This window comes from Croceicoccus sp. Ery5 (genome assembly GCF_020985325.1).
Taxonomy (GTDB): Bacteria; Pseudomonadota; Alphaproteobacteria; order Sphingomonadales; family Sphingomonadaceae; genus Croceicoccus.
In genome coordinates, this window is sequence record NZ_CP087587.1 from 833,794 (window position 1) to 857,863 (window position 24,070).

At 64.5% G+C, this 24,070-nt stretch carries 22 protein-coding genes and 2 tRNA genes; 10 read left to right on the plus strand and 14 right to left on the minus strand.

Annotated elements, in window-relative coordinates; genetic code table 11:
* Nucleotides 1-194: 194 nt before the first annotated feature.
* Complete coding sequence (gene ppk2 / locus LOZ74_RS03990) at nt 195-977, minus strand: polyphosphate kinase 2 (protein WP_230293000.1); 783 nt, start codon at nt 975-977, stop codon at nt 195-197.
* A gap of 6 nt (nt 978-983) precedes the next feature.
* Complete coding sequence (locus tag LOZ74_RS03995; RefSeq protein WP_230293001.1) at nt 984-1,412, minus strand: hypothetical protein; 429 nt, start codon at nt 1,410-1,412, stop codon at nt 984-986.
* A gap of 431 nt (nt 1,413-1,843) precedes the next feature.
* On the opposite strand from LOZ74_RS03995, the gene LOZ74_RS04000 reads away from it, so the two are divergent.
* Together LOZ74_RS04000 and LOZ74_RS04005 are read left to right on the plus strand one after the other, a co-directional pair.
* Complete coding sequence (locus LOZ74_RS04000) at nt 1,844-3,487, plus strand: lysine--tRNA ligase (RefSeq protein ID WP_370638873.1); 1,644 nt, start codon at nt 1,844-1,846, stop codon at nt 3,485-3,487.
* Nucleotides 3,484-3,894 (plus strand): metallopeptidase family protein, encoded by a 411-nt coding sequence (locus tag LOZ74_RS04005; protein ID WP_230293002.1) that lies wholly within the window; start codon nt 3,484-3,486, stop codon nt 3,892-3,894. Before LOZ74_RS04000 ends, LOZ74_RS04005 begins: the two co-directional genes overlap by 4 nt.
* Here the strand turns inward: LOZ74_RS04005 and LOZ74_RS04010 are convergent.
* Both LOZ74_RS04010 and LOZ74_RS04015 read right to left on the minus strand, forming a co-directional pair.
* Nucleotides 3,891-4,565, minus strand: coding sequence for a 2OG-Fe(II) oxygenase (locus LOZ74_RS04010; protein ID WP_230293003.1), 675 nt, complete (start codon nt 4,563-4,565; stop codon nt 3,891-3,893). The two genes, LOZ74_RS04005 and LOZ74_RS04010, sit on opposite strands and share 4 nt — an antisense overlap.
* 200 nt (nt 4,566-4,765) lie before the next feature.
* The gene (locus LOZ74_RS04015) at nt 4,766-5,806 is read right to left on the minus strand and encodes an RcnB family protein (protein ID WP_230293004.1); all 1,041 of its coding nucleotides are present in this window, start codon (nt 5,804-5,806) and stop codon (nt 4,766-4,768) included.
* Nucleotides 5,807-6,139: 333 nt separating this feature from the next.
* Between LOZ74_RS04015 and LOZ74_RS04020 the strand changes: the two genes are divergently transcribed.
* Complete coding sequence (locus tag LOZ74_RS04020; protein WP_230293005.1) at nt 6,140-7,405, plus strand: chloride channel protein; 1,266 nt, start codon at nt 6,140-6,142, stop codon at nt 7,403-7,405.
* A 10-nt stretch (nt 7,406-7,415) separates the two neighbouring features.
* Here LOZ74_RS04020 and LOZ74_RS04025 read toward each other — a convergent pair whose 3' ends face one another.
* Together LOZ74_RS04025 and ettA are read right to left on the minus strand one after the other, a co-directional pair.
* Nucleotides 7,416-7,682, minus strand: a complete 267-nt coding sequence (locus LOZ74_RS04025; RefSeq protein ID WP_230293809.1) for an acylphosphatase — start codon at nt 7,680-7,682, stop codon at nt 7,416-7,418.
* The gene (ettA, locus tag LOZ74_RS04030) at nt 7,679-9,352 is read right to left on the minus strand and encodes an energy-dependent translational throttle protein EttA (protein ID WP_230293006.1); all 1,674 of its coding nucleotides are present in this window, start codon (nt 9,350-9,352) and stop codon (nt 7,679-7,681) included. Before ettA ends, LOZ74_RS04025 begins: the two co-directional genes overlap by 4 nt.
* Nucleotides 9,353-9,531: 179 nt before the next feature.
* On the opposite strand from ettA, the gene LOZ74_RS04035 reads away from it, so the two are divergent.
* On the plus strand, nt 9,532-10,926 hold the full coding sequence (locus LOZ74_RS04035) for a M20/M25/M40 family metallo-hydrolase (RefSeq protein WP_230293007.1): 1,395 nt from the start codon (nt 9,532-9,534) through the stop codon (nt 10,924-10,926).
* Between the two features lie 60 nt (nt 10,927-10,986).
* On the opposite strand, the gene LOZ74_RS04040 is transcribed toward LOZ74_RS04035, so the two are convergent.
* The 4 genes from LOZ74_RS04040 to LOZ74_RS04055 all read right to left on the minus strand — a co-directional run bounded on the left by LOZ74_RS04040 (nt 10,987) and on the right by LOZ74_RS04055 (nt 13,689).
* Complete coding sequence (locus LOZ74_RS04040; RefSeq protein WP_230293008.1) at nt 10,987-11,550, minus strand: superoxide dismutase family protein; 564 nt, start codon at nt 11,548-11,550, stop codon at nt 10,987-10,989.
* Between the two features lie 144 nt (nt 11,551-11,694).
* A tRNA-Pro gene (locus tag LOZ74_RS04045) sits at nt 11,695-11,771 on the minus strand.
* A gap of 23 nt (nt 11,772-11,794) precedes the next feature.
* A tRNA-Ile gene (locus LOZ74_RS04050) sits at nt 11,795-11,870 on the minus strand.
* A 73-nt stretch (nt 11,871-11,943) separates the two neighbouring features.
* Complete coding sequence (locus LOZ74_RS04055; RefSeq protein ID WP_230293009.1) at nt 11,944-13,689, minus strand: histidine kinase dimerization/phospho-acceptor domain-containing protein; 1,746 nt, start codon at nt 13,687-13,689, stop codon at nt 11,944-11,946.
* A gap of 289 nt (nt 13,690-13,978) precedes the next feature.
* On the opposite strand from LOZ74_RS04055, the gene LOZ74_RS04060 reads away from it, so the two are divergent.
* Entirely contained in the window at nt 13,979-14,446 is a 468-nt protein-coding gene (locus LOZ74_RS04060) for an Lrp/AsnC family transcriptional regulator (RefSeq protein WP_230281723.1), read from the plus strand.
* Between the two features lie 225 nt (nt 14,447-14,671).
* Here the strand turns inward: LOZ74_RS04060 and LOZ74_RS04065 are convergent, their stop codons facing one another.
* Nucleotides 14,672-15,220: a CYTH domain-containing protein gene (locus tag LOZ74_RS04065; RefSeq protein WP_230293010.1), complete on the minus strand. Its 549-nt coding sequence runs from the start codon at nt 15,218-15,220 to the stop codon at nt 14,672-14,674.
* Nucleotides 15,204-16,115 carry a CHAD domain-containing protein gene (locus LOZ74_RS04070; protein WP_230293011.1) on the minus strand — a complete coding sequence of 304 codons (912 nt, stop codon included), beginning with the start codon at nt 16,113-16,115 and terminating at the stop codon, nt 15,204-15,206. The genes LOZ74_RS04065 and LOZ74_RS04070 overlap by 17 nt, the downstream gene beginning before the upstream one ends.
* Before the next feature lie 299 nt (nt 16,116-16,414).
* On the opposite strand from LOZ74_RS04070, the gene LOZ74_RS04075 reads away from it, so the two are divergent.
* Nucleotides 16,415-17,971 carry an arylsulfatase gene (locus LOZ74_RS04075; RefSeq protein WP_230293012.1) on the plus strand — a complete coding sequence of 519 codons (1,557 nt, stop codon included), beginning with the start codon at nt 16,415-16,417 and terminating at the stop codon, nt 17,969-17,971.
* A 113-nt stretch (nt 17,972-18,084) separates the two neighbouring features.
* On the opposite strand, the gene aroB is transcribed toward LOZ74_RS04075, so the two are convergent.
* Entirely contained in the window at nt 18,085-19,200 is a 1,116-nt protein-coding gene (gene aroB, locus LOZ74_RS04080; RefSeq protein ID WP_230293810.1) for a 3-dehydroquinate synthase, read from the minus strand.
* A 2-nt stretch (nt 19,201-19,202) separates the two neighbouring features.
* The gene (locus tag LOZ74_RS04085; RefSeq protein ID WP_230281812.1) at nt 19,203-19,784 is read right to left on the minus strand and encodes a shikimate kinase; all 582 of its coding nucleotides are present in this window, start codon (nt 19,782-19,784) and stop codon (nt 19,203-19,205) included.
* Nucleotides 19,785-19,930: 146 nt separating this feature from the next.
* Between LOZ74_RS04085 and LOZ74_RS04090 the strand changes: the two genes are divergently transcribed.
* The 4 genes from LOZ74_RS04090 to LOZ74_RS04105 all read left to right on the plus strand — a co-directional run bounded on the left by LOZ74_RS04090 (nt 19,931) and on the right by LOZ74_RS04105 (nt 24,000).
* Nucleotides 19,931-20,164, plus strand: coding sequence for a hypothetical protein (locus tag LOZ74_RS04090; RefSeq protein WP_230293013.1), 234 nt, complete (start codon nt 19,931-19,933; stop codon nt 20,162-20,164).
* Complete coding sequence (locus LOZ74_RS04095) at nt 20,161-22,053, plus strand: hypothetical protein (RefSeq protein ID WP_230293014.1); 1,893 nt, start codon at nt 20,161-20,163, stop codon at nt 22,051-22,053. The genes LOZ74_RS04090 and LOZ74_RS04095 overlap by 4 nt, the downstream gene beginning before the upstream one ends.
* A 12-nt stretch (nt 22,054-22,065) precedes the next feature.
* Nucleotides 22,066-22,971 carry a tyrosine recombinase gene (locus tag LOZ74_RS04100; protein WP_230293015.1) on the plus strand — a complete coding sequence of 302 codons (906 nt, stop codon included), beginning with the start codon at nt 22,066-22,068 and terminating at the stop codon, nt 22,969-22,971.
* A 72-nt stretch (nt 22,972-23,043) separates the two neighbouring features.
* Nucleotides 23,044-24,000, plus strand: a complete 957-nt coding sequence (locus LOZ74_RS04105; RefSeq protein WP_230293016.1) for an acetyl-CoA carboxylase carboxyltransferase subunit alpha — start codon at nt 23,044-23,046, stop codon at nt 23,998-24,000.
* Nucleotides 24,001-24,070 lie beyond the last annotated feature (70 nt).

The following is a 24,070-nucleotide window of genomic DNA, read 5'->3' on the forward strand; positions in this document are numbered from 1 at the left end:
ACACCCCCACACCCTGCCATAACGGACACCGCTCTTTCCCACTGTCCGTCCCTCATGACCTCATGTGTTTTGCCGCATAGTGTCACCTGCCGCCCAGGCGCCTCAAACCCGCATAATTCTGCGGGAAATGCGGGGTTACGGACAGGGTGACAACTGTCACCTTTGTCACCCGAAACGCGGCCAAATCCCGCGCCTCAATCCTTCATCGGAAACGGCGGGATCGGTTTCAGCCGGTCGAAATCCTCGCCCAGCGGTTCGTGGCCCAGTTCGCTCCATTCGATCGGTTCGGGCGGCACCTCGGTGTCGGGCAGGCGGTCCAGCAGGTTGCGGATCAAGGTCAGCCGCCCGCGTTTCTGGTCGTTGAAATCGACCATCGTCCACGGTGCCCAGCCGCTGTGCGTCTCGGCGAAGATCGCTTCTCTGGCTGCCGTATAATCCGCATATCTGGGCCGCGCCGCGACATCGGTGGGCGACAGCTTCCACCGTTTCAGCGGATCGTTCAGCCGTTCCATGAACCGCTCTTCCTGATGCGCCTGATCGCAGCTTAGCCAGTATTTGAACAGCCTGATCCCGTCGTCCACCAGCAGCTTTTCGAACACCGGCGCCTCGCGGAAGAACTTGGCCACATCGTCCTCGCTGGCCCAGCCCATCACCCGTTCGACCCCTGCGCGATTATACCAGCTGCGGTCGAACAGCACGATCTCGCCCGCCGTGGGCAGATGCTTTACATAGCGCTGGAAATACCACTGGCCCTGTTCGTCTTCCGAAGGCTTGGGCAGGGCCGCGATCCGGCACTGGCGCGGGTTCAGGCATCCGGCGATCGATTTGATCGCGCCGCCCTTGCCCGCCGTGTCGCGCCCTTCGAACACCACCACGATCCGCTCGCCCCTGGCCTTGGCCCAGCGCGCCATGGCGACCAGCTCCAGCTCCAGCAGGTCGAGCGCGTCGTAATACTCCGATTTTTTGATGTCGCCCATGCGCGCTTACTGCGCGATCTGGATATCGGTGATGGTCGCCACCGCATTGCCGTCGCAACCCACGATGACAGAGCGATATTGCGGCAGCGCGGGCTTGATCTCGGCCCGAAGCTGCTGCCAGCCGCCCGCCGCATCGGGCGAGGATGCCAGCGCAAGCACGATCCGCTGCGAAGGCGGCATGGCCCGATCGGTCGGCCCCGCGGTCAGCGTGGCGGTGGTGCCCGCCGGAACCAGCGCGCTGCCGGTAACGATCAGCGTCGGTTGCGCGCCGGGGCCCGGCATCGCGTTGATGAACGCGCTCCATTCCTTCGTTTCGGCAGGGCAGGTCGGCGCAGGCGGGATCGCAGGCTCTGCCGCGCCATCGTCATAGGCCATGCAGCCCGAAAGCGCGGCAGGCAGCAGGGTGCCGGCCATCATCACAAGCAAAGCGCGCATAGTTCGAAACCCTTTCGCTGATTTCCCGCCAAGATGGACGCCACTCTAGGCGAAAGCATCTGACGCTCAACATGGTTTTCGGAAGCGTTGGGGTTTTCAGGGAGGTTCAGGAGAATTTGGCCGGATGGCGTCGCACAAGGGGGGAGGGGGACTGAGTGCGGACCATCCGGCCTTTCTTGATCGCGATGCCGGCATGCGCTGCCGTCATCGGGTCGAATGGCAATATGGGTGCGAAACCCCGCCCCGCCCAGCGGCGAAGCGGCAGATCGTGCAGCACAATCGCCGGTCGGAAGGCGTTCATCTACGGTTTATCGCCGGTTTATCTGGGGTTCACGAAGCAGAAACGATCCGGACATGATTGCGGCGAAAACAGGGCGGGATGCGCGTGCTGGCTCTTGCGATTCGGGCCGGTTTCCCGCAAGTGCCGCGCCATGGACACGATGATTGCCGATCAGCTGCGCGAAGCAGCCGCGAACTCCAAGGCCTGGCCCTTTCAAGAGGCGCAGAGGCTGGCCAAACGTTTTCCCGATGGAAAGCGCGATGCCGATGGCAATCTGGTGCCGGTGCTGTTCGAAACCGGATACGGCCCCAGCGGCCTGCCGCATATCGGCACGTTTCAGGAAGTCCTGCGGACCACGTTCGTGCGCCGCGCCTATGAAGTGCTGACGGGCGGCCATCCGACAAGGCTGGTGGCGTTTTCGGACGACATGGACGGGCTGCGCAAGGTGCCCGACAACGTGCCGAACAAGGAGATGCTGACCGAACATCTGGGCATGCCGCTGTCGCGCATTCCTGACCCCTTCGGCAGCAACGACAGTTTCGGCGGGCGCAACAATGCGATGCTGCGCGAATTTCTGGACCGTTTCGGGTTCGACTACGAATTCGTCGCGGCCAGCGACCGGTATAACTCGGGCGAGTTCGACGATGCGTTGAAGAACGTGCTGCGGAATTTCGATGCGATCATGGGCGTGATGCTGCCCACCCTGCGCGAAGAACGCCGCGCAACCTATTCTCCGGTGCTGCCCGTCAGCCCGGCGACCGGCGTGGTGCTGCAGGTGCCGGTCGAAGTGGTCGATGCCGACGCGGGCATGATCCGCTTTACCGACAGCGACGGCAGCGTGGTGGAACAGTCGATCCTGGGCGGACAGTCCAAGCTGCAGTGGAAGGTCGACTGGGCGATGCGCTGGGTCGCGCTGGGCGTGGATTACGAAATGTGCGGCAAGGATCTGACCGACAGCGTCACCCAGTCGGGCAAGATCGCGAAGATCCTTGGCGGGCGTAAGCCCGAGGGCATGATCTACGAGCTGTTCCTCGACGCGAATGGCGAGAAGATTTCGAAGTCCAAGGGCAACGGGCTGACGATCGAGGAATGGCTGCAATACGGTACCGAAGAGAGCCTTGGCCATTATCTCTACGCCAATCCCAAGAGCGCCAAGCAATTGCATGTGGGCGTGATCCCGCGGGCGGTGGACGAATATTGGCAGTTTCGCGAAAAGCTGCCCGAACAGCCGGTGGAACAGCAGCTGGGCAATCCGGCATGGCATTTGCTGGGCGCGAATGGCGGTCATGCGGGGCAGAACGGATTGCCGCCGGGCGCGGGCGACAGCCTGCCGGTGACCTATGGGTTGCTGCTCAATCTGGTGGGCGTGCTGGGTGCCGATGCCACGCGCGAACAGGTCTGGGCCTATCTTGGCAATTATGTCGCGAATGCCGATCCTGCGGCCCATCCGGCGCTGGACGCGCTGGTGACCTCGGCGCTGGCCTATAACAACGCATTCGTTGCCCCCACGCTGCAACGCCGCGCCCCGCAAGCGAACGAGGCGGAGGCGTTGAAAGCGCTGGACGAAGCGTTGGCCGCGTTCGCGGAGGATACACCGGCGGAAGATTTGCAGACCGCAGTTTACGAGATCGGCAAGCGCGAAGAGTTCGGTTTCGGCAATCTGCGCGACTGGTTCAAGGCGCTGTACGAAACGCTGCTGGGATCGTCACAGGGGCCGCGCATGGGCAGCTTTATCGCGCTTTACGGCGTCGCAAACAGCCGCCGCCTGATTGCCGAGGCGCTGGAGCGGGCGTGACGGACGGGCGCATCGGCGGCGAACCGCCCGGCGCCGCCGATCTGGAGGCGCTGGCGCTGGCCGCGATGGCACGGCTGCCCGACGCGTTCAAACCGCATGTCGAAGGGGTGGTCGTTCAAATCGCCGATTTCGCGGATGAGGATGTGCTGGCCGAGCTGGGGATCGACAATCCCTGGGAACTGACCGGCCTGTATCACGGCCGCCCGCTGGACGAGCAATCGATATGGGACAGCGGCGCGATGCCGCCCATCGTTACGCTGTTCCGCCTGCCGCTGCTTGCCGAATGGATCGAAAGCGGTGGCAGGCTGGATGCGCTCATCTTCCATGTGGTGGTCCATGAAATAGGCCACCACTTCGGCCTGTCAGACGATGACATGCACGCGCTGGAAGACAGCGTGCCGGATTAGAACCATTTCCGCCCGCGATACCAGCGGGTCACCACATATTTGACGCCCTTCATCACCGGCGTGCCGGCGTGCAGCGTATCCATGTTCGGTTTGCCATCGGCCAGCACATTGCTCCACATGACCAGCGTGCCGGGTTGCGGCGGGATCGATACATTGGCCTTGGGGAAATCGGTGTTTCCGCCTTCCTCGACTTCGTTCAGATAGACCATCAGCGTCCATGCACGCTGTCCGCCGCTGGCGACTTCGCCCTTCCAGTAGTCCTGACTGGTATCGAACCAGTCGTGATGCGGCTTGAATTCCTGACCTACCTCGTAACGCTGGCCCTGCAGGGTTTCGCCGAATTGCTCGTCCACGCCCAGCAGATCGTCCATGCGCCGGTGGAGGCTGCGCACGAACGGGTCATTGTGGTCAAGGTCGCCCGAGAAGCTGGTGCGCGCCTGCCGCCCGTAGTCGATCTCGAAAACCGGGGAAGGGCGTGCGACCATGTCGATCATGCGCATCAGCCGCTCGCATTCCTCGGGCGAGAAGAAGTCGGGAATGCCGAAAAGCTGCAACCCCTCGTCGCAGAGCACCTGCACACTGTCATCCGCGCGGATGCGTGCCAGCGTGGCGCTGTTCATCGCTTGCAATTGCTTGCGGTTCGTTTCGTCGATTTTCGAGATTCTGGCCATGGTCAGCCTATGCAGACATCCGTCGGGGGAGGGGTGGATCGCTGCCTGCTAAAGCACATCGAACGGGTTGCAATCAATATGCGGCCATACCGGCAAGGGCCCCCGCCCGTCAGCGCCGCCGCCAGACAGCACCGTTCGGACAGGGGCCCCGCTTCTGTCAGGCCATCCCTTGCGGGATAAGGGCTGCGACCCTCTTGGCCCTACCAGAAGAAATCATAGATCACGTCCACGACCTGCCCGCTGTACATATCGACCAGCAGGACATCGTCGTAGTAACGGACCCAGCGATACGGGCCGTATACTTCCGGCAAGCGATAGCGCCACGGATCGTTAATCCAGTACCGCGAGCCGTAGAACAGCGACCCTAGCGTGAAACCGATGCTGATCCGGCGATAGCTCCAGTTGCGATAGGGAACATAATACGCGCCGACGCGATAGATGTTCCGGTTGTACGACCGATAGTTATGCCAGTTGTACCGGTTGTTGTGACGCCAATTGCGGTCCCACCGGCGATAATCCTTGCGATAATCGGCATGACGGTTCCGGTCGTTGCCGCGCCAGCGATCATTATCGCGACGGTCATTGTCATAGCGGTTGCGGTCGTTACGGTCCCGGTCATTGCGGTTGCGATCATACCGGTCGCGATCGCTGCGTTCGCGGTTCCGGTCATAATTCCGGTCTCGGTCCCGGTCGCCGTCGCGATTGCGATATTCTTTGCGGTCCCGGTCCGATCCACGATCGGCATAGCTGCGATTGCGGTTCTGGTCCGAATAGCTGCGGTTGCGATCATTGTTGCCCTGCGCGGGGCGCGTGTCGGGGCGATTTGCGGTCGAACGCGGTTGCCACATCGATTGACTGCCGGAGCGGGTGGCGGGGCGGTCCTGCGCGCGCTGGGCCGAAGCCTGACGGTTCGACGATTTTTGCGTGTTGGCAGAGCGCGCCTGGCTCGATTGTCCGCGCGGCTCGCTGCGCTGCCTGCTCGACGACTGGCGGTTAGACGACTGGCGGCTAGACGACTGGCGGTTCGATGATTGCCTGCTTTGCGCGTTCTGTTTGGCGCGTTGCCACGCGCTATTGCTGCGGCTGTTGCGGTCCTGCGCCTCGGCATAGCCCGCGACGGGTAGCAGCGGGCTGCCAGCCTGCGTGGCGGCTTGTTGTGCAATGCGCGTTTCCGCGGCCTGTGCGACCGGCGCGCCGGCCAGCATGGTGGTCGCCAGCGCCAGACCGGTCAGCTTCTTCAAGCTCTCAACCCTTATCATGGCATTCTCCGAAAGTTACCGAATGGGCGGGGGGTGCCGGTGCCGGTTGCCTCGCGCCTTTTGCTATGGGTCGATGTCTAAATGTAACCGTCTGTCGCAAGTCTGAACCGGCCTGCAGCCATTCATTCATCTAGTAAGTTTTCTGAACGGCATGGCTGCAACGCAAGCTGCGGGCAGTTTTGGGCGAACGCGGGGTGGACGACTCGGCGCGGGGTCCATAGGTGAGCTTGCATGTTGCGCAACCGGCCCTCCGGCCGCCTTTTGCCGGACCATCTTACCGAACTGCTGATCAGCCGCCGCGAATGGGGCCGGCGGATGGCAACGTTGATCGGCGCGGTGCTGGTCGGCGTGATCGCCATATTATTCGCCCATGCCGCCGATGCGGCGCATGTCCTGTTCATGCGGGTGCGCGATATCAACCCGTTCATCCCGCTGGTGCTGACGCCTGCGATTTTCGTCGGCATCACGGTGGTGCAATCCCGCCTCGCGCCCGAAGCGCGCGGATCGGGCATTCCGCAAGTGATCGCCGCCAGTCGCCAACCGCGCGGTCGCGCGGCGCGCGCGCTGGTGTCGGTGCGGTCGGCGGTGGGCAAGATTTTCCTGACCTTGGGCGCATTGGCGGGCGGCGGGGCCGTGGGACGCGAAGGGCCGACGGTACAGCTGGGCGCGGCGATCATGGTGGCGGTTCATCGCCTGTTGCGGGTGCCGATGACACCGGGCGTGCTGATTGCGGGCGGTGCGGCGGGCGTGGCAGCGGCGTTCAACACGCCGCTTGCGGGGATTGCCTTTGCGATCGAGGAGCTGGCCGTCGCCTATGAACAGCGGGTCGCCGTGCTGGTGATGGGCGCGGTGATGATCGCGGGTCTGACGGCGCAGGGTCTGGCGGGCAATTACGTCTATTTCGGGCAGATGGGTGGCGGGCTGTCGATCGAAACGGTGCTGGTCGCCGCACCGCTGGCGGGGATCGTCGGCGGCGTGCTGGGCGGGCTGTTCACGCGGGCCATGCTGGCGTTGCGGGGGCCGGGTTCGACGCTGGCGGCAAAGCTGAAGGCGCGCCCCTTGCTGACCGCGCTGGTCTGCGGGCTGATCGTGGCGCTGCTGGGACTGGCGAGCGGCGGGCTGACCGCAGGCACCGGCTATGAACCGACCCGCGCCATGCTGGAGGGCGAGGGCGGGCCGTTATGGTACGGACCGGCGAAATTCGCCGCGACATTGGCGACCAGTGCCAGCGGTATCGCGGGCGGCATATTCGCCCCGTCGCTGGCAGTCGGCGCCGGTTTCGGGGAATTGATGGCCCCGCTGTTCCCGACCGAGCGGGCAGGGCTGATCGTGTTGCTGGGTATGGCGGGCTATTTCACCGGCGTGGTGCGCGCGCCACTGACCGCGGTCATCATCCTGAGCGAGGCGACCGGCAGCAGCCATGCGATCCTGCCCTTGTTCGCCACGGCACTGATCGGCGACTGGGCCGGTTCGATGGTCTGCCGCAAGCGCCTTTATCACGAGCTGGCGCGCGACTTCCTTCCCCGCTCCATCCTGTCGAAAGCCGAGGGCAAGGTAAAACGCGGTGAGCCTGCCGCCTAGCTTTTGAATATTACCGGCGTTCGAAGCTGGTGAAGCCCATGGCCTCTACCGCTTCACATTCGATGCTGTCGACCCGCGCGCGGGGCGGGCCTTCGTGCATGGCGGCGATCATGGCTTCGACCGCCGCATCATCGCCTTCCAACACTGCCTCGACCGTTCCGTCGCCGCGATTGCGGACCCAGCCGGTCAGGCCAAGCCCGCGCGCGGTGGAAACGGTCCAGTTGCGATAGAATACGCCCTGGACCTTTCCGTGGCAGATCAGCTTTCGCGCGATCAGCGCGTCAGCTTCTTGTACTGAAGTTTCGTCGGACGGTCCGCCGCATCGCCCAGACGGCGGCGCTTGTCTTCTTCATAGGCTTCGAAGTTGCCTTCGAACCATTCGACATGGCTGTTGCCTTCGAAGGCGAGAATGTGCGTCGCCAGACGGTCGAGGAAGAAGCGGTCGTGCGAGATGACCACGGCGCAACCGGCAAAGTTCTCGATCGCGTCTTCCAGCGCAGCCAAAGTTTCGACGTCAAGGTCGTTGGTCGGTTCGTCGAGCAGGAGGACGTTGCCACCCTCCTTCAGCATCTTGGCCATGTGGACGCGGTTGCGTTCACCGCCCGACAGCTTGCCGACGTTCTTCTGCTGGTCTGCGCCCTTGAAATTGAACGCGCCGACATAGGCGCGGGTCGACATGTCGTGGCCGTTGACCTTCATATAGTCGAGCCCGTCCGAGATTTCCTCCCAGACATTGTTCTTGTCGTTCAGGTGGTCGCGGCTCTGGTCGACGAAGCCCAGATGCACGGTCGAGCCGATCTCCACGCTGCCGCTGTCGGGCGTTTCCTTGCCGGTCAGGATCTTGAACAGCGTGGATTTACCCGCGCCGTTCGGACCGATCACGCCGACGATGCCGCCCGGCGGCAGGATGAAGGACAAACCTTCGAACAGAAGCTTGTCGCCATAGGCTTTCGAGATGTTCTTCGCCTCGATCACCTTGCCGCCAAGCCGTTCGGGCACCTGGATGACGATCTGGGCCTTGCCGGGGCGGCGGTCGGCCTGCGCGTCCTGCAGGGCTTCGAACTTGCGGATACGCGCCTTCGACTTGGTCTGGCGGGCGGCAGGCGTCTGGCGGATCCACTCCAGCTCTTCTTTAAGAGCCTTGGATCGCCCGCTTTCCTCGCGCTCTTCCTGAGCAAGGCGCTTGGCCTTCTTCTCCAGATAGGTCGAGTAATTGCCCTCGTACGGGAAGTACTTCCCGCGGTCGAGTTCGAGGATCCAGCCCACCACATTGTCGAGGAAGTAGCGGTCGTGGGTGATCATCAGCACCGCACCGGCATATTCCTTGAGGTGGTTTTCAAGCCATTCGACCGATTCCGCGTCGAGGTGGTTGGTCGGTTCGTCGAGCAGCAGGATCGACGGCTTCTGGATCAGCAGGCGAGTGAGGGCCACGCGGCGCTTTTCACCGCCCGACAGATCGGTCACCGGCCAGTCGCCGGGAGGGCAGCGCAATGCCTCCATCGCAATCTCGAGCTGGTTGTCGAGGGTCCAGCCATCGACCGCGTCGATCTTGTCCTGAAGCTCGGCCATTTCGGCGCCCAGCGCGTCGAAATCGGCGTCTTCCTCGGCCATTTCCATGCCGATGGCGTTGAAACGTTCGACCATGTCGGCGGTTTCGCGCGCGCCGTCCTTGACGTTTTCCAGAACGGTCTTGGTCGGGTCCAGCTCGGGCTCCTGCTCAAGATAACCGACCGTGATATTCTCACCGGCCCAGGCCTCCCCCTGAAAATCCTTGTCGATGCCGGCCATGATCTTGATCAGCGTCGACTTACCCGCACCGTTGGGGCCGACGATGCCGATCTTGGCGCCCTGATAGAATTGCAGGTTGATGTTCGAGAGCACCGGCTTTTGCGCGCCGGGGAAGGTCTTTGTCATGTCCTTCATGACATATGCGTATTGGGCGGCCATCGGGCGTCCTTCGTGACGAATGGTGTGCGGAAGAGTTGCCGCGCAGATAGGGAATGCGGCCGCTTCGGGCAAGCGGTTAGCGCCGCCAGTACCGTTGACGGGTAAACTTGCGCCGCTGACGGGGAAATGCGTCTTTTGGCGGCTCGACAGGCGGGGGCGGGGGCATTAGCAAATTGCCCATGCAGAAAAAGCTCCTCGCGCTTGCCGCGCTTTCCGCCAGTGTATCCACTCTTGCCGCTGGCCCCGCGCTGGCGCAATCCGCGCCCGACGCGGAAATCGCCGCCGCACGGGACGAGGCTTTGGCCAATGACGATGTGGCATGGGATTTCGTGGAAGGCATCACCACCGAAATCGGTCCGCGCATGGCGGGGACCGAGGACGAGGCGCGCGGGCGCAAGTGGGCAATGGCGTGGCTGAAGGCGCAGGGTTTCGCCAATGTGCGGGACGAGGCCTTTTCCATGCAGACATGGGTGCGCGGGGAGGAAGAGGTTGAGATCGTATCCCCTTATCCGCAGCCGATGCATGTCACCGCACTGGGCAATAGTGCTTCGACCGGTGCCGAGGGGCTGACCGGTGAGGTGGCCGTATTCGCTTCGCGCGCGGCGCTGGAGGCGGTGCCCGATGGCAGCCTTGGCGGGAAGATCGCCTATATCTCGCACGGGATGAAGCCGACGCAGGACGGTTCGGGTTACGGGCTTGCCGGTCCCGCGCGGTGGACCGGTCCGGCACTGGCAGCGCGCAAGGGGGCTTCGGCCATCGTGATCAAGTCCATCGGCACCGACCACCACCGCAATCCGCATGCAGGCGGCACTACCTGGGACGAAGGGCAACAGCCGATTCCGGCAGGTGCGCTATCGCTGCCCGACGCCGAAAATCTCGAACGCATGGCGCAGCGTGCGGGCGCGGCCGGTAAGCCGCTGATGCTGAAACTGGTGCTGACCCCGCGCAATCTGGGCGAGACGACCAGCGGCAATGTGATTGCCGAGATTCCGGGCAGCGACCCCAAGGCGGGCGTTGCCCTGCTGGCATGCCATCTGGACAGCTGGGATCTGGCGACGGGCGCGTTCGATGATGGCGCGGGCTGCGGCATCATTGCCGCCGCCGCCAAGCGCGTGGCCGCCATGGGCAAGCCGCGCCGCACGATCCGCCTGTTGTTCGCAGGGGCCGAGGAAGTGGGCGTATTCGGCGGCAAGGCCTATGGCGCGGCGCATAAGGACGAAGCGCATGCCTTTGCGATGGAGAGCGACTTCGGCGCTGACAAGGTGTGGCGTGTCGATAGCACCCGTCTGGGCAAGCCGCTGGCCGACCGGCTCGCCGCCTTGCTGGCCCCAATGGGTGTCGTTCGCGGTACGCAGCCCGCGACGGGCGGCGCGGATACCGGCGCGATCGTGGCGGCAGTCGAACCGACGGTTATCGATTTGCAGCAGGACGGCACCCGCTATTTCGATTTGCACCACACGCCCGACGATACTCTGGACAAGATCGATCCGGCGCAGTTGCGCCAGAACGTGGCGGCATGGACGGCAACGGTCGCCCTGCTGGCCAACGCGCCGGGTGAATTGACCGCGGAATGATGCAAAAAGGGCCGGCCCTTACGCAAGGCCGGCCCTTCTATTGCGCAGTGGATGCGCGGATCAGCCTGCGGTGAACACGCCGCAGGCAAGCCGCGCGCCCGCATTACCGGTGGGCTGCGTCTTGTAATCATCGGGATCGGCATGGATGATAAAGGCCGATCCGTCCTCGTCCATCAGACCCGCAAAGCTTCCCGTCGAAGTGCCTTCCATCGAACCGGTGCCATCGGCGGCGATGGTCAGATTGGGCAAATCGCCCGCATGCGGATTGGGCGCTTCGCTTTCGCTGCCGTGATTGGCATCGGTGGGATTCCAATGGCCGCCCGCGCTGGTGAAATCGCTGGCCGAACAATCGCCCGTCTGGTGGATATGCGCGCCATGCTCGCCCTCGGGCAGGCCGCTCGCGCTGACCGAGATCATCAGCATATCGTCGTGCCCTGTGGCCGTCACGGTGCCGACTTCATTTCCCTCGGCATCTTTCAGAACGGCTGTCGCGGTTTGCGTGGCCACTTCCTCGACCGGCATTTCGGTTTCGGTATCGGCGGGCGCAGGCTCCTGCCCGCAAGCGGCCAATGCCAGCGCGCCCACGCTGGCTAGAATGGTAGTGGCGGCAAATCGGGTTGTCATGAAATCGTTCCTTCTTCTCGGCCAGTGGCCAACAGCCATCGGGTGATGCGGCAGACCATTCGCAAGTGCAATGCCGGTAGAGCAAAGGCGTTCCCGCTCAGAAAGGCAAACCGGCGAAGGGGAAATTGTCAGCGAAGAGGGAAATGGTCGGGGAGACAGGATTCGAACCTGCGACATCCTGCTCCCAAAGCAGGCGCGCTACCGGACTGCGCCACTCCCCGACGCTGATGCCTGCAAAGGCGGATGGTGGGCCCGGCAGGATTCGAACCCGCGACCTAGCCGTTATGAGCGGCCAGCTCTAACCGCTGAGCTACAGGCCCATCGCGCCAAGGCGGTTAGCCGCAGAGTTTTGGCTTGGCAAGCCAATGGTCGGGCTGACGCAAAATATCCGGTTCAGGCCGCGCTGGCTTTCCGGCTGGCGGCGACTTGGTCAGCTGCGTTGGCGCGCGCGATGGGCAGGCGCAGTATGACATATTCGTCGTCATGACCGAAACTGCCGCCCGCTGCGCGAACCTCTGCCGCGACGAGGCGAAGCGCAAAGCCCGCGCCCAGCATGCCCAGCAGCGGTTCGCCGCGTTCGCTGATCCCCACATCGGCATCGAACAGAGCGGTACCGCGCAGGGCGCGGGGCAGGGTGATCGCCAGTTCGGCCAAACTCTCGCCGCTCAACACCACCTCCAGCCGCTCACCCGCAGCAGAGGCCGCCGACAAGGTGGCCAGCAAACGCCACAACATCGTTTCCGCCTCGTCCGTGTCGACCGGCACCTGCAGATCGGCACCGGGGGCATCCAGCACGAATCGCGCGCCATTGCCCTGTTCGATGGATGCGAACTGATCGACCAGCTGGCCCAGCAGGGCCGCCAGCGCGGTTTCCCCTTCGGCCATCGCCTCGCCGCCGGTGCCAAAGGCGCTTTTACGCATGCGAACCAGCCGCTCGACTTCCTCTAGCCCTGCCAGCAGGCGGGCGCTTTCCGCAGCGATATCGGCGGCCTGCGCGCGATAGCGGTTGGGCACGTCACCGAATAATTGCTGCTGGATAATCTCCGCAAAACCCTGAATCGCGCCAAGAGGCGTGCGCAATTCGTGAAGCGCCTGCCGCACCTCGTCACCGCGCGGATCGCTTTCCTCGCGCTTTTCGGGCTGGCGAGTCAGGCGTGCGTGATGGTCCAGAAACCGGCCTGCCTGATCGAAGCGCGGCACGGCGTCGAGCCGCCAGTTGCCGGTTATCGCGGGCGCGCCTTCAAGCGTGACCTGTCCCGACCGCACAACCTGTTGTCGCCGCAGTGCAGTGGCGGAGCGCATATCGATCCGCGCCGGTGCATCCCCTGCGCCCGCCAGCGTCAGCCCCGTCAGCAGCGAGGGTAGCGTGCCTGCCCAGCCGATGCGGCCGTCGGGGCCGATGCGGCAATCGATCATTGCGATATGTATATCAGCCGGCGTTTCGGCAGGGCGGACCGGACCGGCAAGCCCCATCGCGGCGGCGCGGCTGGCGCGCTGTTCGCGGTAATCCTCTATCCGTTGAACGAGGCTGGCGATATCGGCAGTGCCCGAAGAGGCGGCAGGGCGCGGCGCGCGCCATGCGGCGGTCGCGATGTCTGCCGGAGCGGGCGTTGCCGCAGGGGCGGGCGCCGTTGTCGGCATGGGCTCTTCAACGGTCGGGGCGACGGGCGCGGCCTCCGCAGTGGCCAGTTCGGCCGTCGGATCGGTGTCGATATCCGGCTGGGCATCGGCTGCTGCCGGTTCCTCCACCTCTGCCCTTGCATGCAGTCGGCGGTTTTCGGCGTGGGTGCGCAGGCCGTTGGACAGCATCGGGATCACCGCGTCCCAACCGTCGGTATCCAGCACGGCCGAATCGATGGCGGCTTCGGCGACCAGCGGATCGCCTTCGCACAGTTGCGCGACCAGCGATGCCGTGCGCAGGCGCAGGCCCGGTTCGTGCAGGATCGCGACGCGTTCGGCGACGGGCAGGCGCCGGGAAAGAACCGACAGCCGCAGAAAGGCCGATGCGACCAGCTGGCCATCGGCCACCGATCCGCCAGATCCCAGCAAGTCGACAAGCTGGCGAAACTGCGCAAGCGCGGCACGTTCGCCATCGACGGCGACCCCCAGAACCGTGCGCAAGCGATCGTCCAGTGTCATCAAACCCCCAAAAACCCGAACCCGAACCCGAACATGGCCCGAAAAGTGCGGCAAACAGGACGGGGAAACGCACGCCTGTCTGCCGCAGCGCAAGAGGTAAACAAACTCTTAACATTGCAAAACTGCGTTGGCGGGCACGTTGCAAACTGGAACAACCCTTACGCCGATTGCATCGATGTTAAAAAATTGCCGAGAAACACGCCGAAAACTTTGTTATATGTCTCACCATCCGTCCCGCCCGCTGGGGAGCATGGCGATGGCGCAGAAGACGGCAAAGGAATAAACCCTTATGATTCTGGACGAAATTGACCGCCATCTGCTGGCCGAACTGCAATCGGAAGGCCGCATCACCAATGTGGAACTGGCCAGCCGAGTCGGCCTGACCGCGCCGCCCTGCCTTCGCCGCGTCCGCGCGCTGGAGGAAGCGGGCATCATTCGCGGCTATCACGCCGAACTCGATCCCGCCGCTCTCAGCTATACGATCACCGTTTTCGCGATGGTCAGTCTGAAGAGTCAGGCCGAGGAATCGCTGAAGGCGTTCGAGGAGCATATGAACACGCTGCCCGAAGTGCGCGAATGCCATATGCTGAACGGCGAGATCGATTTCATGCTCAAGATCGTCAGCCACGATCTGCAAAGTTTTCAGGAATTCCTGACCAGCCGTCTGACGCCCGCACCCAATGTGGCCAGCGTCAAAACCTCGCTGGTGATCCGGACGGCGAAGAACAAGCCGGGCGTGCCGATCAAGGGCCGGTAATTCGGGCTTTCAGGGTTACAAAGGTGACACTTGTCGCAACAGTGTCACCCTTACCGAAAGCGCGGAAAACCGCCGTTTTTGGCCCGATTTGGCCTGTCGGTTGACACGGTCACATGCCGCGAAAATTCACACGATGATCAAAGAGCCGCATCGCCATTTCGCGATGCGGCTCTTTTGCATGGACCGCGGGGTGTAGGACAGCACAATTGCAGCCAGAGGGCCCGATTATTGCGGGCATCCGCCCGCCAGCACGGCATTGTAATAGGCCGGATCGCCGGTCACTTCGCGGCCCAGCCAGTCGGGGCGGTCGAACGGGGTGTCGGGAGCGGGAAGTTCGATTTCGGCCAATATCAACCCGCCCCCCGTCGACTGGCCATCCGTCGACCTGCCATCCGTCGACCTGCCATCCGTCGACCGGCCCGTCACGATGAATTCGTCCACTTCCCAGCATAGCGCCCCGCCCGCCGCGATGCGGTGGCGGTATTTCTCGATCCGTCCGTCGGCCATGGCGATCAGCTCGCGGGCCTTGTCCGGGGGCAGCGGGCATTCGACTTCGCGGCGGATCATATCGGGGCGAGCCGATTTTACCGTCAGCACGGCGTCCCGTCCGTCGATAATGCGCACGCGAATCTCGCGTTCGGCGGTGCGCGCCAGATAGGCTTGTTCGATATGGCTGCGGGTGCCCGCCTGCGCGCGCCAGCCGTCGCCGGTGACAAGGAACTTGCGCTCGACCTCTATTGCAGGGGCGCGGAGAGGATCAGCCCCGTCCGCCACGCCAGCGTTTCCACAATCCGTGCCAGTCCTTCACCAGCGCATCGGGGGCGGGCGTCAGCAGTTTCGCGCCCAGTTCGCGCATGCGCTCTTCCAGAATGGCGCGGTCGCGGCGGGCTAGCACCAGCAAGATTTCGCGCAATTCCTCGTGCCGCGGATCGCCCGCCGCATTCAGCGCGCTTTCGAAATCGGACAGGTCGTGATGGTCGCCCATCGCTTCGGTCAGCCGGTGCGCGATGCGGGCGCGGGCGCGCATTTTCGCCGGGTCCAGATTTTCCAGCAGCCGCGTGTGATACCAGTGATCCTTCAGATCCTTGCGCGCATCGTGCAGCGCGCTGGCGGAAGGGCCATCCGAAACATCGGCGGACAGGCGTGCGAAACGGTCGAAACCGCGCGAATAGCTGCGGGCAAGTCCGCCCCTGATCGCGCTCCACCCGTCATCGTCCAGATGCCATTTGCGCGCGCGCTGCGCAGCGTCTTCCAGCAATGCGCGGCATTCGTCCAGCGCGGCGGCCGGGGTATCGGCGGGCCTGTCGGGGATAATGGCTTCGGCCAGAAAGCCACGGTAATCGGCCAGCGCCTTGCCCTTGGCCGTGCCGTTCATATCGTCGCGCAGCCGGTCGAAAATGGTCAGCGTCACCCGTGTGGTGCGCGGTGCGGCAAGGCGCGCGGCGATATCGCGGAAGGCGGCATTTTCCTGCGCGTAATCGGCGAAATCCCCGCGCACCAGCCGCAGCAGCCCGCGCAATTTCTTGCAATGCTTGCGGATGTCATGGACGGGTTCGGCCGGATTTTCGCAATCCTCGATCGCGTTCAACGCCTTGCCGATCTGTTCGCGCGCGATGCGGCGGACGGCTTTCTCGATCGAACGGTCCTTACGGCGCAGGCGGTAAGCCATTGTTGTGCTTCGCTCCGATAGTCACGCGAACCGCCCCTCTGGTCCGGTCGGGGGCAGCGCGGGCCGCGCATTGCCAAAAGCACGCGCAGCCTGCCAGCAAAGCGTAACATTGTCATATTTTATTCATTTTTACCGGCAGCCGGGCGGGTAAATCGGGATAACGCCCGTTCTCCGATCGGAAAATTTCGCCTGCCAGAGGATGTCCCCCCGCAGAACTCGGGAGAATCCCTGATGGGGTTCGGCAGCGCACGGGCCGACAAGGTTGCATCCAAAGCGCCTTTCAGCCTGGAGTAGAGTGAATGCCTAACGGAAAACCCAATATTCTCGTCATCTGGGGTGACGACATCGGCGTGTGGAACGTCGGTGCCTATACCCACGGCATGATGGGTCACACGCCCAATATCGACCGCATCGGCAAGGAAGGCGCGGTCTTTACCGACCACTATGGCCAGCCCAGCTGTACCGCGGGTCGCGCCGCATTCATCACTGGCCAGCTGCCCGTGCGCACCGGCATGACCACCATCGGCATTCCCGGTTCGCCGCGCGGCATTCAAAAGGGCGATCCCACGCTGGCGCAGGTGCTGAAGACTGCGGGTTACAAGACCGGCCAGTTCGGCAAGAATCACCTTGGCGACCGCAACGAATTCCTGCCCACGTCGCACGGTTTCGACGAATGGTTCGGCAATCTCTATCACCTCAACGCCGAGGAAGAGCCCGAAGAGCTGGATTATCCGGGCCAGAAGAACCCCGAATACCAGAAGAAATACGGCCCGCGCGGCGTGCTGCACGCATGGGCGACGGACGAGTTCGACGATACCGATGACGGCATCTTCGGCATCCGCGGCAAGCAGAAGATCGAAAACACCGGCCCGCTGACCCGCAAGCGCATGGAAACTTTTGACGGCGAAGTGCTGGACAAGACCATCGACTGGCTGGACCGCAACAAGGAAGGCCCGTTCTTCTGCTGGTTCAACACCACCGCGATCCACATCTTCTCGCACCCGCCCAAGAAGTACACGCAGATGGCCGTGGACGAAGGCCGCGCCGAGGAAGACGTGGTCCGCGCCAAGATGATCGAGCATGACGAACAGGTCGGACGCCTGCTCGACTGGCTCGACGAAAACGGCCTCGCCGACGACACCATCGTCATCTACTCGACCGACAACGGTAACGAGCTGATGCTGTGGCCCGACGGCGGCTATGCCCCGTTCCGCGGCGAGAAGGGCACCACCTGGGAAGGCGGCGTGCGTGTGCCGATGCTGGCGCGCTGGCCCGGCAATATTCCGGCCGGCAGCTCGATCAACGGCCTGCAGAACCATGAAGACGTGTTCATGACGCTGGCTTCGGCCGCCGGCATGGGCGACGTGAAGGAAAAGCTGCTCGAAGGCACGACGCTGGGCGACGACGAAACCGTGTTCAAGGTTCACCTCGACGGTTTCAGCCAGCTGGACATGTGGACCGGCAAGTCGACCAAATCGGCCCGCCGCGCCCATTTCTATTACGACGAGACCGAGCTGACCGCCGTGCGTATCGACGGCTGGAAGATGCACATCGGGGTGAAGATGAACAACAGCTGGTTCAACGAACGCAGCTATCCCTCGGTCCCCTATGTGTTCAACCTGCTGATGGATCCGCTGGAAAAGATGGATCCCGAAAGCGAGGAATGGGGCTATGTCGGGCGCAAGTTCATGGCATCGAAGCTGTGGGCACCGACGGCAGCCACGCCCTTTATCGCGGAACATCTGAAGAGCCTTCAGGAATATCCGCCGAGCCAGGGCGCCGACACGCTGAGCCTGCACAAGGCGCTGGAAGGCGCGATGGCCAAGCTGGAAAACGCCAAGGCGGCCAGCAACTAAGCGGAACGGCCCGTTATCGAACGGTCCGTCTGCAAGAAAAGGGCGCTCTTCCCCCGCGGGAAGGGCGCCTTTTTCGTGACGGCCTGCTTTATGAAGAAATCAGGTGATGGGGATCAGGCCGCCTGGCGGGCCAACTCGTCGTTCAGGAATGCGGCCACGTCGTCCAGCGCGACATCCTTTGCCAGATAGGCCTGTCCGATCCCCCGCATCAGCAGGAAGGGCAGCGTGCCTGCATCCATCTTCTTGTCGTGCAGCATGTGGTCCGCAAGCTGGCGGCCATCGCAATCGAGGCCCAGCTCGGTCAGGTCGGCGCGCATCTCCATTGCCCTGAAATGGGCCGCGATCCGTTCCGCGTCCTGCCCGTGCATCTCGCCGCGCCGCACCGAATATCGCGCGGCCAGCACCATGCCCATCGCCACCGCCTCGCCATGCAGCAGCCTGCCCGAATAGCCGCATTCGGCCTCCAGCGCGTGACCGAACGTATGGCCAAGGTTCAACAGGGCACGGGTGCCGGTCGTCTCGCGCTCGTCCGCGGCGACGACACGCGCCTTGGCCGCGACCGAGCGGCGGACCGCTTCGCCGCGCAAAGCCTCGTCCCCTGCCAGCAGGGCCGCGCCATGCGCTTCGCACCATGCGAAGAATTCGGGATCGTCGATCAGCCCGTATTTCACCACCTCGGCATAGCCTGCGCGCAATTCGCGCGGGGGCAGCGTGGCCAGCGCGCCGGTATCGGCCAGCACCAGTGCGGGTTGGTGGAACGCGCCGATCAGATTCTTGCCCGCGCGCGTGTTGATCGCGGTCTTGCCGCCGACGCTGGAATCGACCTGCGCCAGCAGTGTGGTGGGCAGCTGGATAAAGCCGCAGCCGCGTTTCAGCACCGATGCGGCAAAGCCCGTCAGATCGCCGATCACGCCGCCGCCCAGCGCCAGAATATGGTCGCCGCGATCGACGCCTTCGGCCAGCAGGAAATCGCACACCGCTTCCAGACTGGCCCAGTTCTTCGTCGCCTCGCCCGCGGGCAGGATCATCCAGCGCGCTTCCTTGGCGCTGGCCGCCAGCGATGCCTCTATCGCGTCGCGGTACAATGGGGCGACCTGTTCGTCGGTGACGACGGGCACCGCGGCCTTGCGCAGCAGGGGGCCGCATTCGGCGGCAAGATCGCCCAGCAATCCGCTGCCCACGCGCACGTCATAGCTGCGGCCCGCCAGCGCGACGGGCACGGTAAAGATCGTCATGCCAGATAGTCCCCCAGCGCGGCCAGAATGCGCGCAACGCCATTCGTCTGCGGCCCGCCGTCGCTGATCACCCTGATCGGTGCCTCGGCATAGGCGGGGCCGCGTTTCGCCAACAGATCTTCCAGCACGGCGCGCGGGTCCTTGCCCGTCAGCAGCGGGCGCGTGCTCTTGCGGCTGACGCGCGCGACCAGCGTGTCGATATCGGCGTCGAGCCATACCGCGATCGCGCGATCCAGAATCAGCGCCCGGGTCTCGTCGTCGGCAAAGGCGCCGCCGCCCGTGGCGATCACGGCGGGGCGGCCCGCATTATCCTCGATCAGCCGGGCAATCACGCGGCGCTCTCCGTCGCGGAAATAGGCTTCGCCGAAACGGTCGAAGATTTCGGGAATGCTCATTTGCGCGGCTTCCACCACCTCGTCGTCCGCGTCGACGAAGGGAGTGCCAAGACATTGCGCCAACCGCCGCCCGATGGTCGATTTTCCCACGCCCATCAGCCCCACCAACACCACCGGCCGGTCCACGCGCGCGGCCAGTGCGGACAGCGCCGCGGCATCGGGCAAGGGAAGGGCGGCGTGCATATTGTGTATATCGGGCGATGAATTGCTCGGCTGGGACATTGAGCAATGCCTATAGTTGGGCTAACCGGTCTTGCAAGCGCGTGCCATGCCGTGAATTTTGAGCGGGTGCGGCGGGCAAGGTCCCGAATATGCGCGCAAAGCAGGTGATGGTGAGTACGATTTCGCGTAAATCCCCCTATGAAAAGCTGTCGTCGGGCCGGTATTCCGGCAGCCGGAGACAGACGCGTCTGCCGCGCTGGGCCCTGATCGCGGGCGGCGTGGTGCTGGCCGTGATCGTCTATGCGTGGATCGACGGCGGATATCGCGATGTCCATCTGATCGAGGAAGAATTGCATCCCGTCACCGCGCAGGGAGACGCCATGCAGGGTGACGGCGCATGAGGATGCGGCTGACCGTCGCCGCGCTGATGGCGGCGACCCCTGCGGCAGTGCTGATGGCGCAGCAATCGCCCGAATCGCTGTTGCCGCCGGGTTTCGACGATCCCGCGCCTGCTCCGGCGCCCGCCCCTGCACCGGCTCCGGCCCCCAGGGCCGCGCCTGCGCCCGCACCGTCTGCACGCCCTGCCAATGGCCAGCCCCCTGCCGCGCCCGCCACGGGCAGCAGCGTTTCGCAGCCGGTGGTGCAGGATGTTAGCGGTGCGAACGCTGCGCCGCCCGCCCTGTCGCGGGCAGAGGCTGCGCGCCGCTTGCTGGAAAGTCTCCCCTCGCTCGAAGAGCTGGAGGAGATGGACACGGATGCGCTGGACGAATTGCTTGGCCTGAAGCCGACGTTCGATATCCCGCCCGCCGCGCGCCGTTCGACCGCGCGGGTTGGCCTGTTGGCCGCGAACGAAGGCGGCATGGGCGATGCGGCGCTGGCCAATACGCGCGCCCTGTTCGTGCGCAATGTGCTGGCGGGAACGAAAGGCCCGCTGGTGTCGCGCTGGGGCCATATCGCGCTGCGCCGCGCGCTGGCAGGGCGGATGATCGCGCCTGCGGGCATGGACGGGGTGGAATTCGCCGCATTGCGCGCCGCGCTGCTGAACCGCATGGGCGAACCGTCGGTGGCCCGCGCCCTGGTGCAAGAGGTCGATACGGCGGATTATTCGCAACGCCTGATTTCCGCGGCCTATGACGCCTATCTCGGCACCGGCGATATCACCGGCGCATGCCCGATGATGCGCATTCACGGCGCTTCGCGAGAGGACGCGCATTGGGATATGTGGCGCGCCATCTGCTCGACCTATTCGGGGGAGAGCGGCGGGATGGACCGCATCGAACGCATGGTCCGGCGCGGCGACGACAACCGTTTCGATGCGCTGCTGGCGCAGAAATACGCAGGCGCGGTCGGGCGGCAGCGCCGCGCGGTCACGCTGGAATGGGACAATGTCGACCGGCTGAGCCCGTGGCGCTATGCGCTGGCGACGGCGACGGGGGCCGAAGTGCCCGAGGGGCTGCGCGCGTCCGGCGGGCCGCGTTACCTTGTCATGGCGGCCAGTTCGCCCGCGGTGAATATCGTGGAGCGGGCGGGCGCGTCCGATCTGGCGGGGCGGCGGGGCATCCTGTCGGGCACCGCGATGGTCGATCTTTATGCGCAGATCTACGACGATACCGAATTGTCGGGCGACGCGGCGGCGCGCGCCGCGCAATTGCGCGAAGCCTATGTCGGGTCACCGGCAGAGCGTCTGGCCGCGATGCAGGACATCTGGGGCGATGCGGACGACGATGCGCATTATGCGCGGCTGGTGCTGACTGCCTATGCCGCGGCGCGCATGCCGGTGAATGCCGGAATGGCCGATGATGCGGGCGATCTGATCGCATCGATGCTGACGGCGGGGCTGGACCGCAATGCGATGCGCTGGGCCGGTGTCGTGCCGGTGGGCAGCGATGGCTGGGCGCTGCTGGCGCTGGCCGCGCCCGCGCGCAACACGCCGGTAGAGGAAGGCGCGATCCGCAGTTTCATGGATGATGACGGCGCGGGCCGCCGTTCGCGCTTTCTGGTCGCGGGGCTGGCGGGGCTGGGGCGGATGACACCGGCCAATACCGGCGAATTGTCGGGCGAGCTGGCGTTCGACCTGAACCGCGAAACCGCATGGACCCGCGCGATCGCCCGCGCGGGCGAACGGGGCAATCCGGTGCTGGTGACGATGCTGGCTGGTCTTGGCATGCAGGGCTCCGGCTGGTCCAAGATGACGCCGCTGCATCTGTATCACATCGTCTCGGCCATGAAGGCTGCGGGTCTGGAAGCCGAAGCACGGATGATCGCGGCAGAAGCCGTGGCCCGCGGCTGAGGCGGTGCGCGCATGAGCCGCGCCGCCATACAGGAATTCCTTGCCCATCTGGCGGCGGAGCGCGGGGCCGCGACCAATACGCTGGCCGCCTATGCCCGCGACCTTGATGCCGCGCGCGAGGCGGTGCCCGATCTGGTCCATGCCGATGGCGACGCGCTGGCGGGGCTGGGCAGCGAATGGGCGCATCTGGCACCCAGCAGCCTTGCGCGCCGCTGTTCGGCGCTGCGCCAGTTCTATGGCTTTCTGGTGGACGAGGGGCTGCGGCAGGACGATCCTTCGGACGCCTTGCCCCGCCCGCGCACCCGCCGCCCGCTGCCGCGCCTGTTGACGCACGACCAGATCGCCGCGCTGTTCGCCGTGGCCGAGGAAGAGGCGCAGACCGGCAAGCCCGAAGCGGTGCGCATGCTGGCGCTGCTGGAACTGCTGTATGGATCGGGCCTGCGCGCGACCGAGCTGGTGTCGCTTCCCCTGAACAGCGTGCCGCGCGATGCACCGCTGCTGACATTGACGGGCAAGGGCGGGAAGCAGCGCATGGTGCCGGTTTCGACGCGCGCGCGGCAGGCCTTGTCGGCATGGCTTACAAAACGCATCGTTCCGGCGAAGAATGACAAGGGCGCGCGCTTCCTCTTCCCCTCGCGCACCGGCCATATCAGCCGGGTGCGCCTGTTCCAGTTGCTGCGCGATCTGGCGGGCAGGGCGGGCATTGCCCCCGAAGCGGTCAGCCCGCATGTGCTGCGCCACGCATTCGCCACCCATTTGCTGGAAGGCGGGGCCGATCTGCGCGTGTTGCAGACATTGCTGGGCCATTCCGACATTTCGACCACGCAGATCTATACCCATGTCGATTCGGCGCGGCTGGTGGAGCTTGTGAACGCGAAGCATCCGCTGGCGGGCGGATCTGGCGGCGCGCGCCGTTAGGGAGGGGCATCGTAAGGGAGGGGCGCTACGCATGCTCTTGCCCATTGCGAAATGTGCGTTTAGCGCGATGGCATGATTTCCTATCTCGAATTCGAAAAGCCGCTGGCCGAGCTGGAAGCCCAGATCAAGGCGCTGCGCGACACGGCGGACAAGGACGATGTCGTCGACATCAAGGCCGAGGTTTCAAAGCTGGAAGCCAAGGCCGCCAACCAGCGCGCCCAGATCTATCGCAGCCTGTCGCCGTGGCAGAAAACGCAGGTCGCCCGCCATCCGCAGCGCCCGCATTTTCGCGATTACGTCGCGCATCTGACCGATGATTTCATGCCGCTGGGCGGCGACCGCAGCTTTGCCGACGATCAGGCGATTCTGGGCGGTTTCGCCACGCTGAAATCCGGGCAGAAAGTGATGCTGATCGGCCATGAAAAGGGCCATGATGTCCAGTCGCGGCTGAAACATAATTTCGGCATGGGCAAACCCGAAGGCTATCGCAAGGCAGTGCGCCTGATGGAAATGGCAGGCCGCTTCGGCCTGCCGGTGGTCACTCTGGTCGATACGTCGGGCGCGTTCCCGGGGATCGAGGCCGAGGAGCGCGGTCAGGCCGAGGCGATCGCCCGCGCGACGCAGGCCTGCCTTGACCTGCCGGTGCCGATGGTCGCCACCATCGTGGGCGAGGGCGGATCGGGCGGCGCGGTGGCGCTGGCTTCTGCCGAGCGCGTGCTGATGATGGAACACGCCGTCTATTCGGTGATCAGCCCCGAAGGCTGCGCATCGATCCTGTGGCGCACTGCGGAAAAGGCGCCCGACGCGGCCGAAGCGATGAAGGTTACCGCACAGGATTTGAAGAAGCTGGGCGTGATCGACCGCATCGTGCCCGAGCCCTTGGGCGGCGCGCATCGCGATCCGGCAGCCGCGTCCGAGGCGCTTGGCGCCGCAATCGGCGAGGAACTGGCAGGGCTTGCCCAATATGATGCCGCGCAGTTGCAGGCACGCCGGGCGGAGCGTTTCCTGCAGATCGGCTCGGGTTTCTAGGGGCGGCTTTGGCCCTGCAACCCTGATGCATTCCCGTTCAGCTTGCGGGAACAAATGCTGTCATAACCTT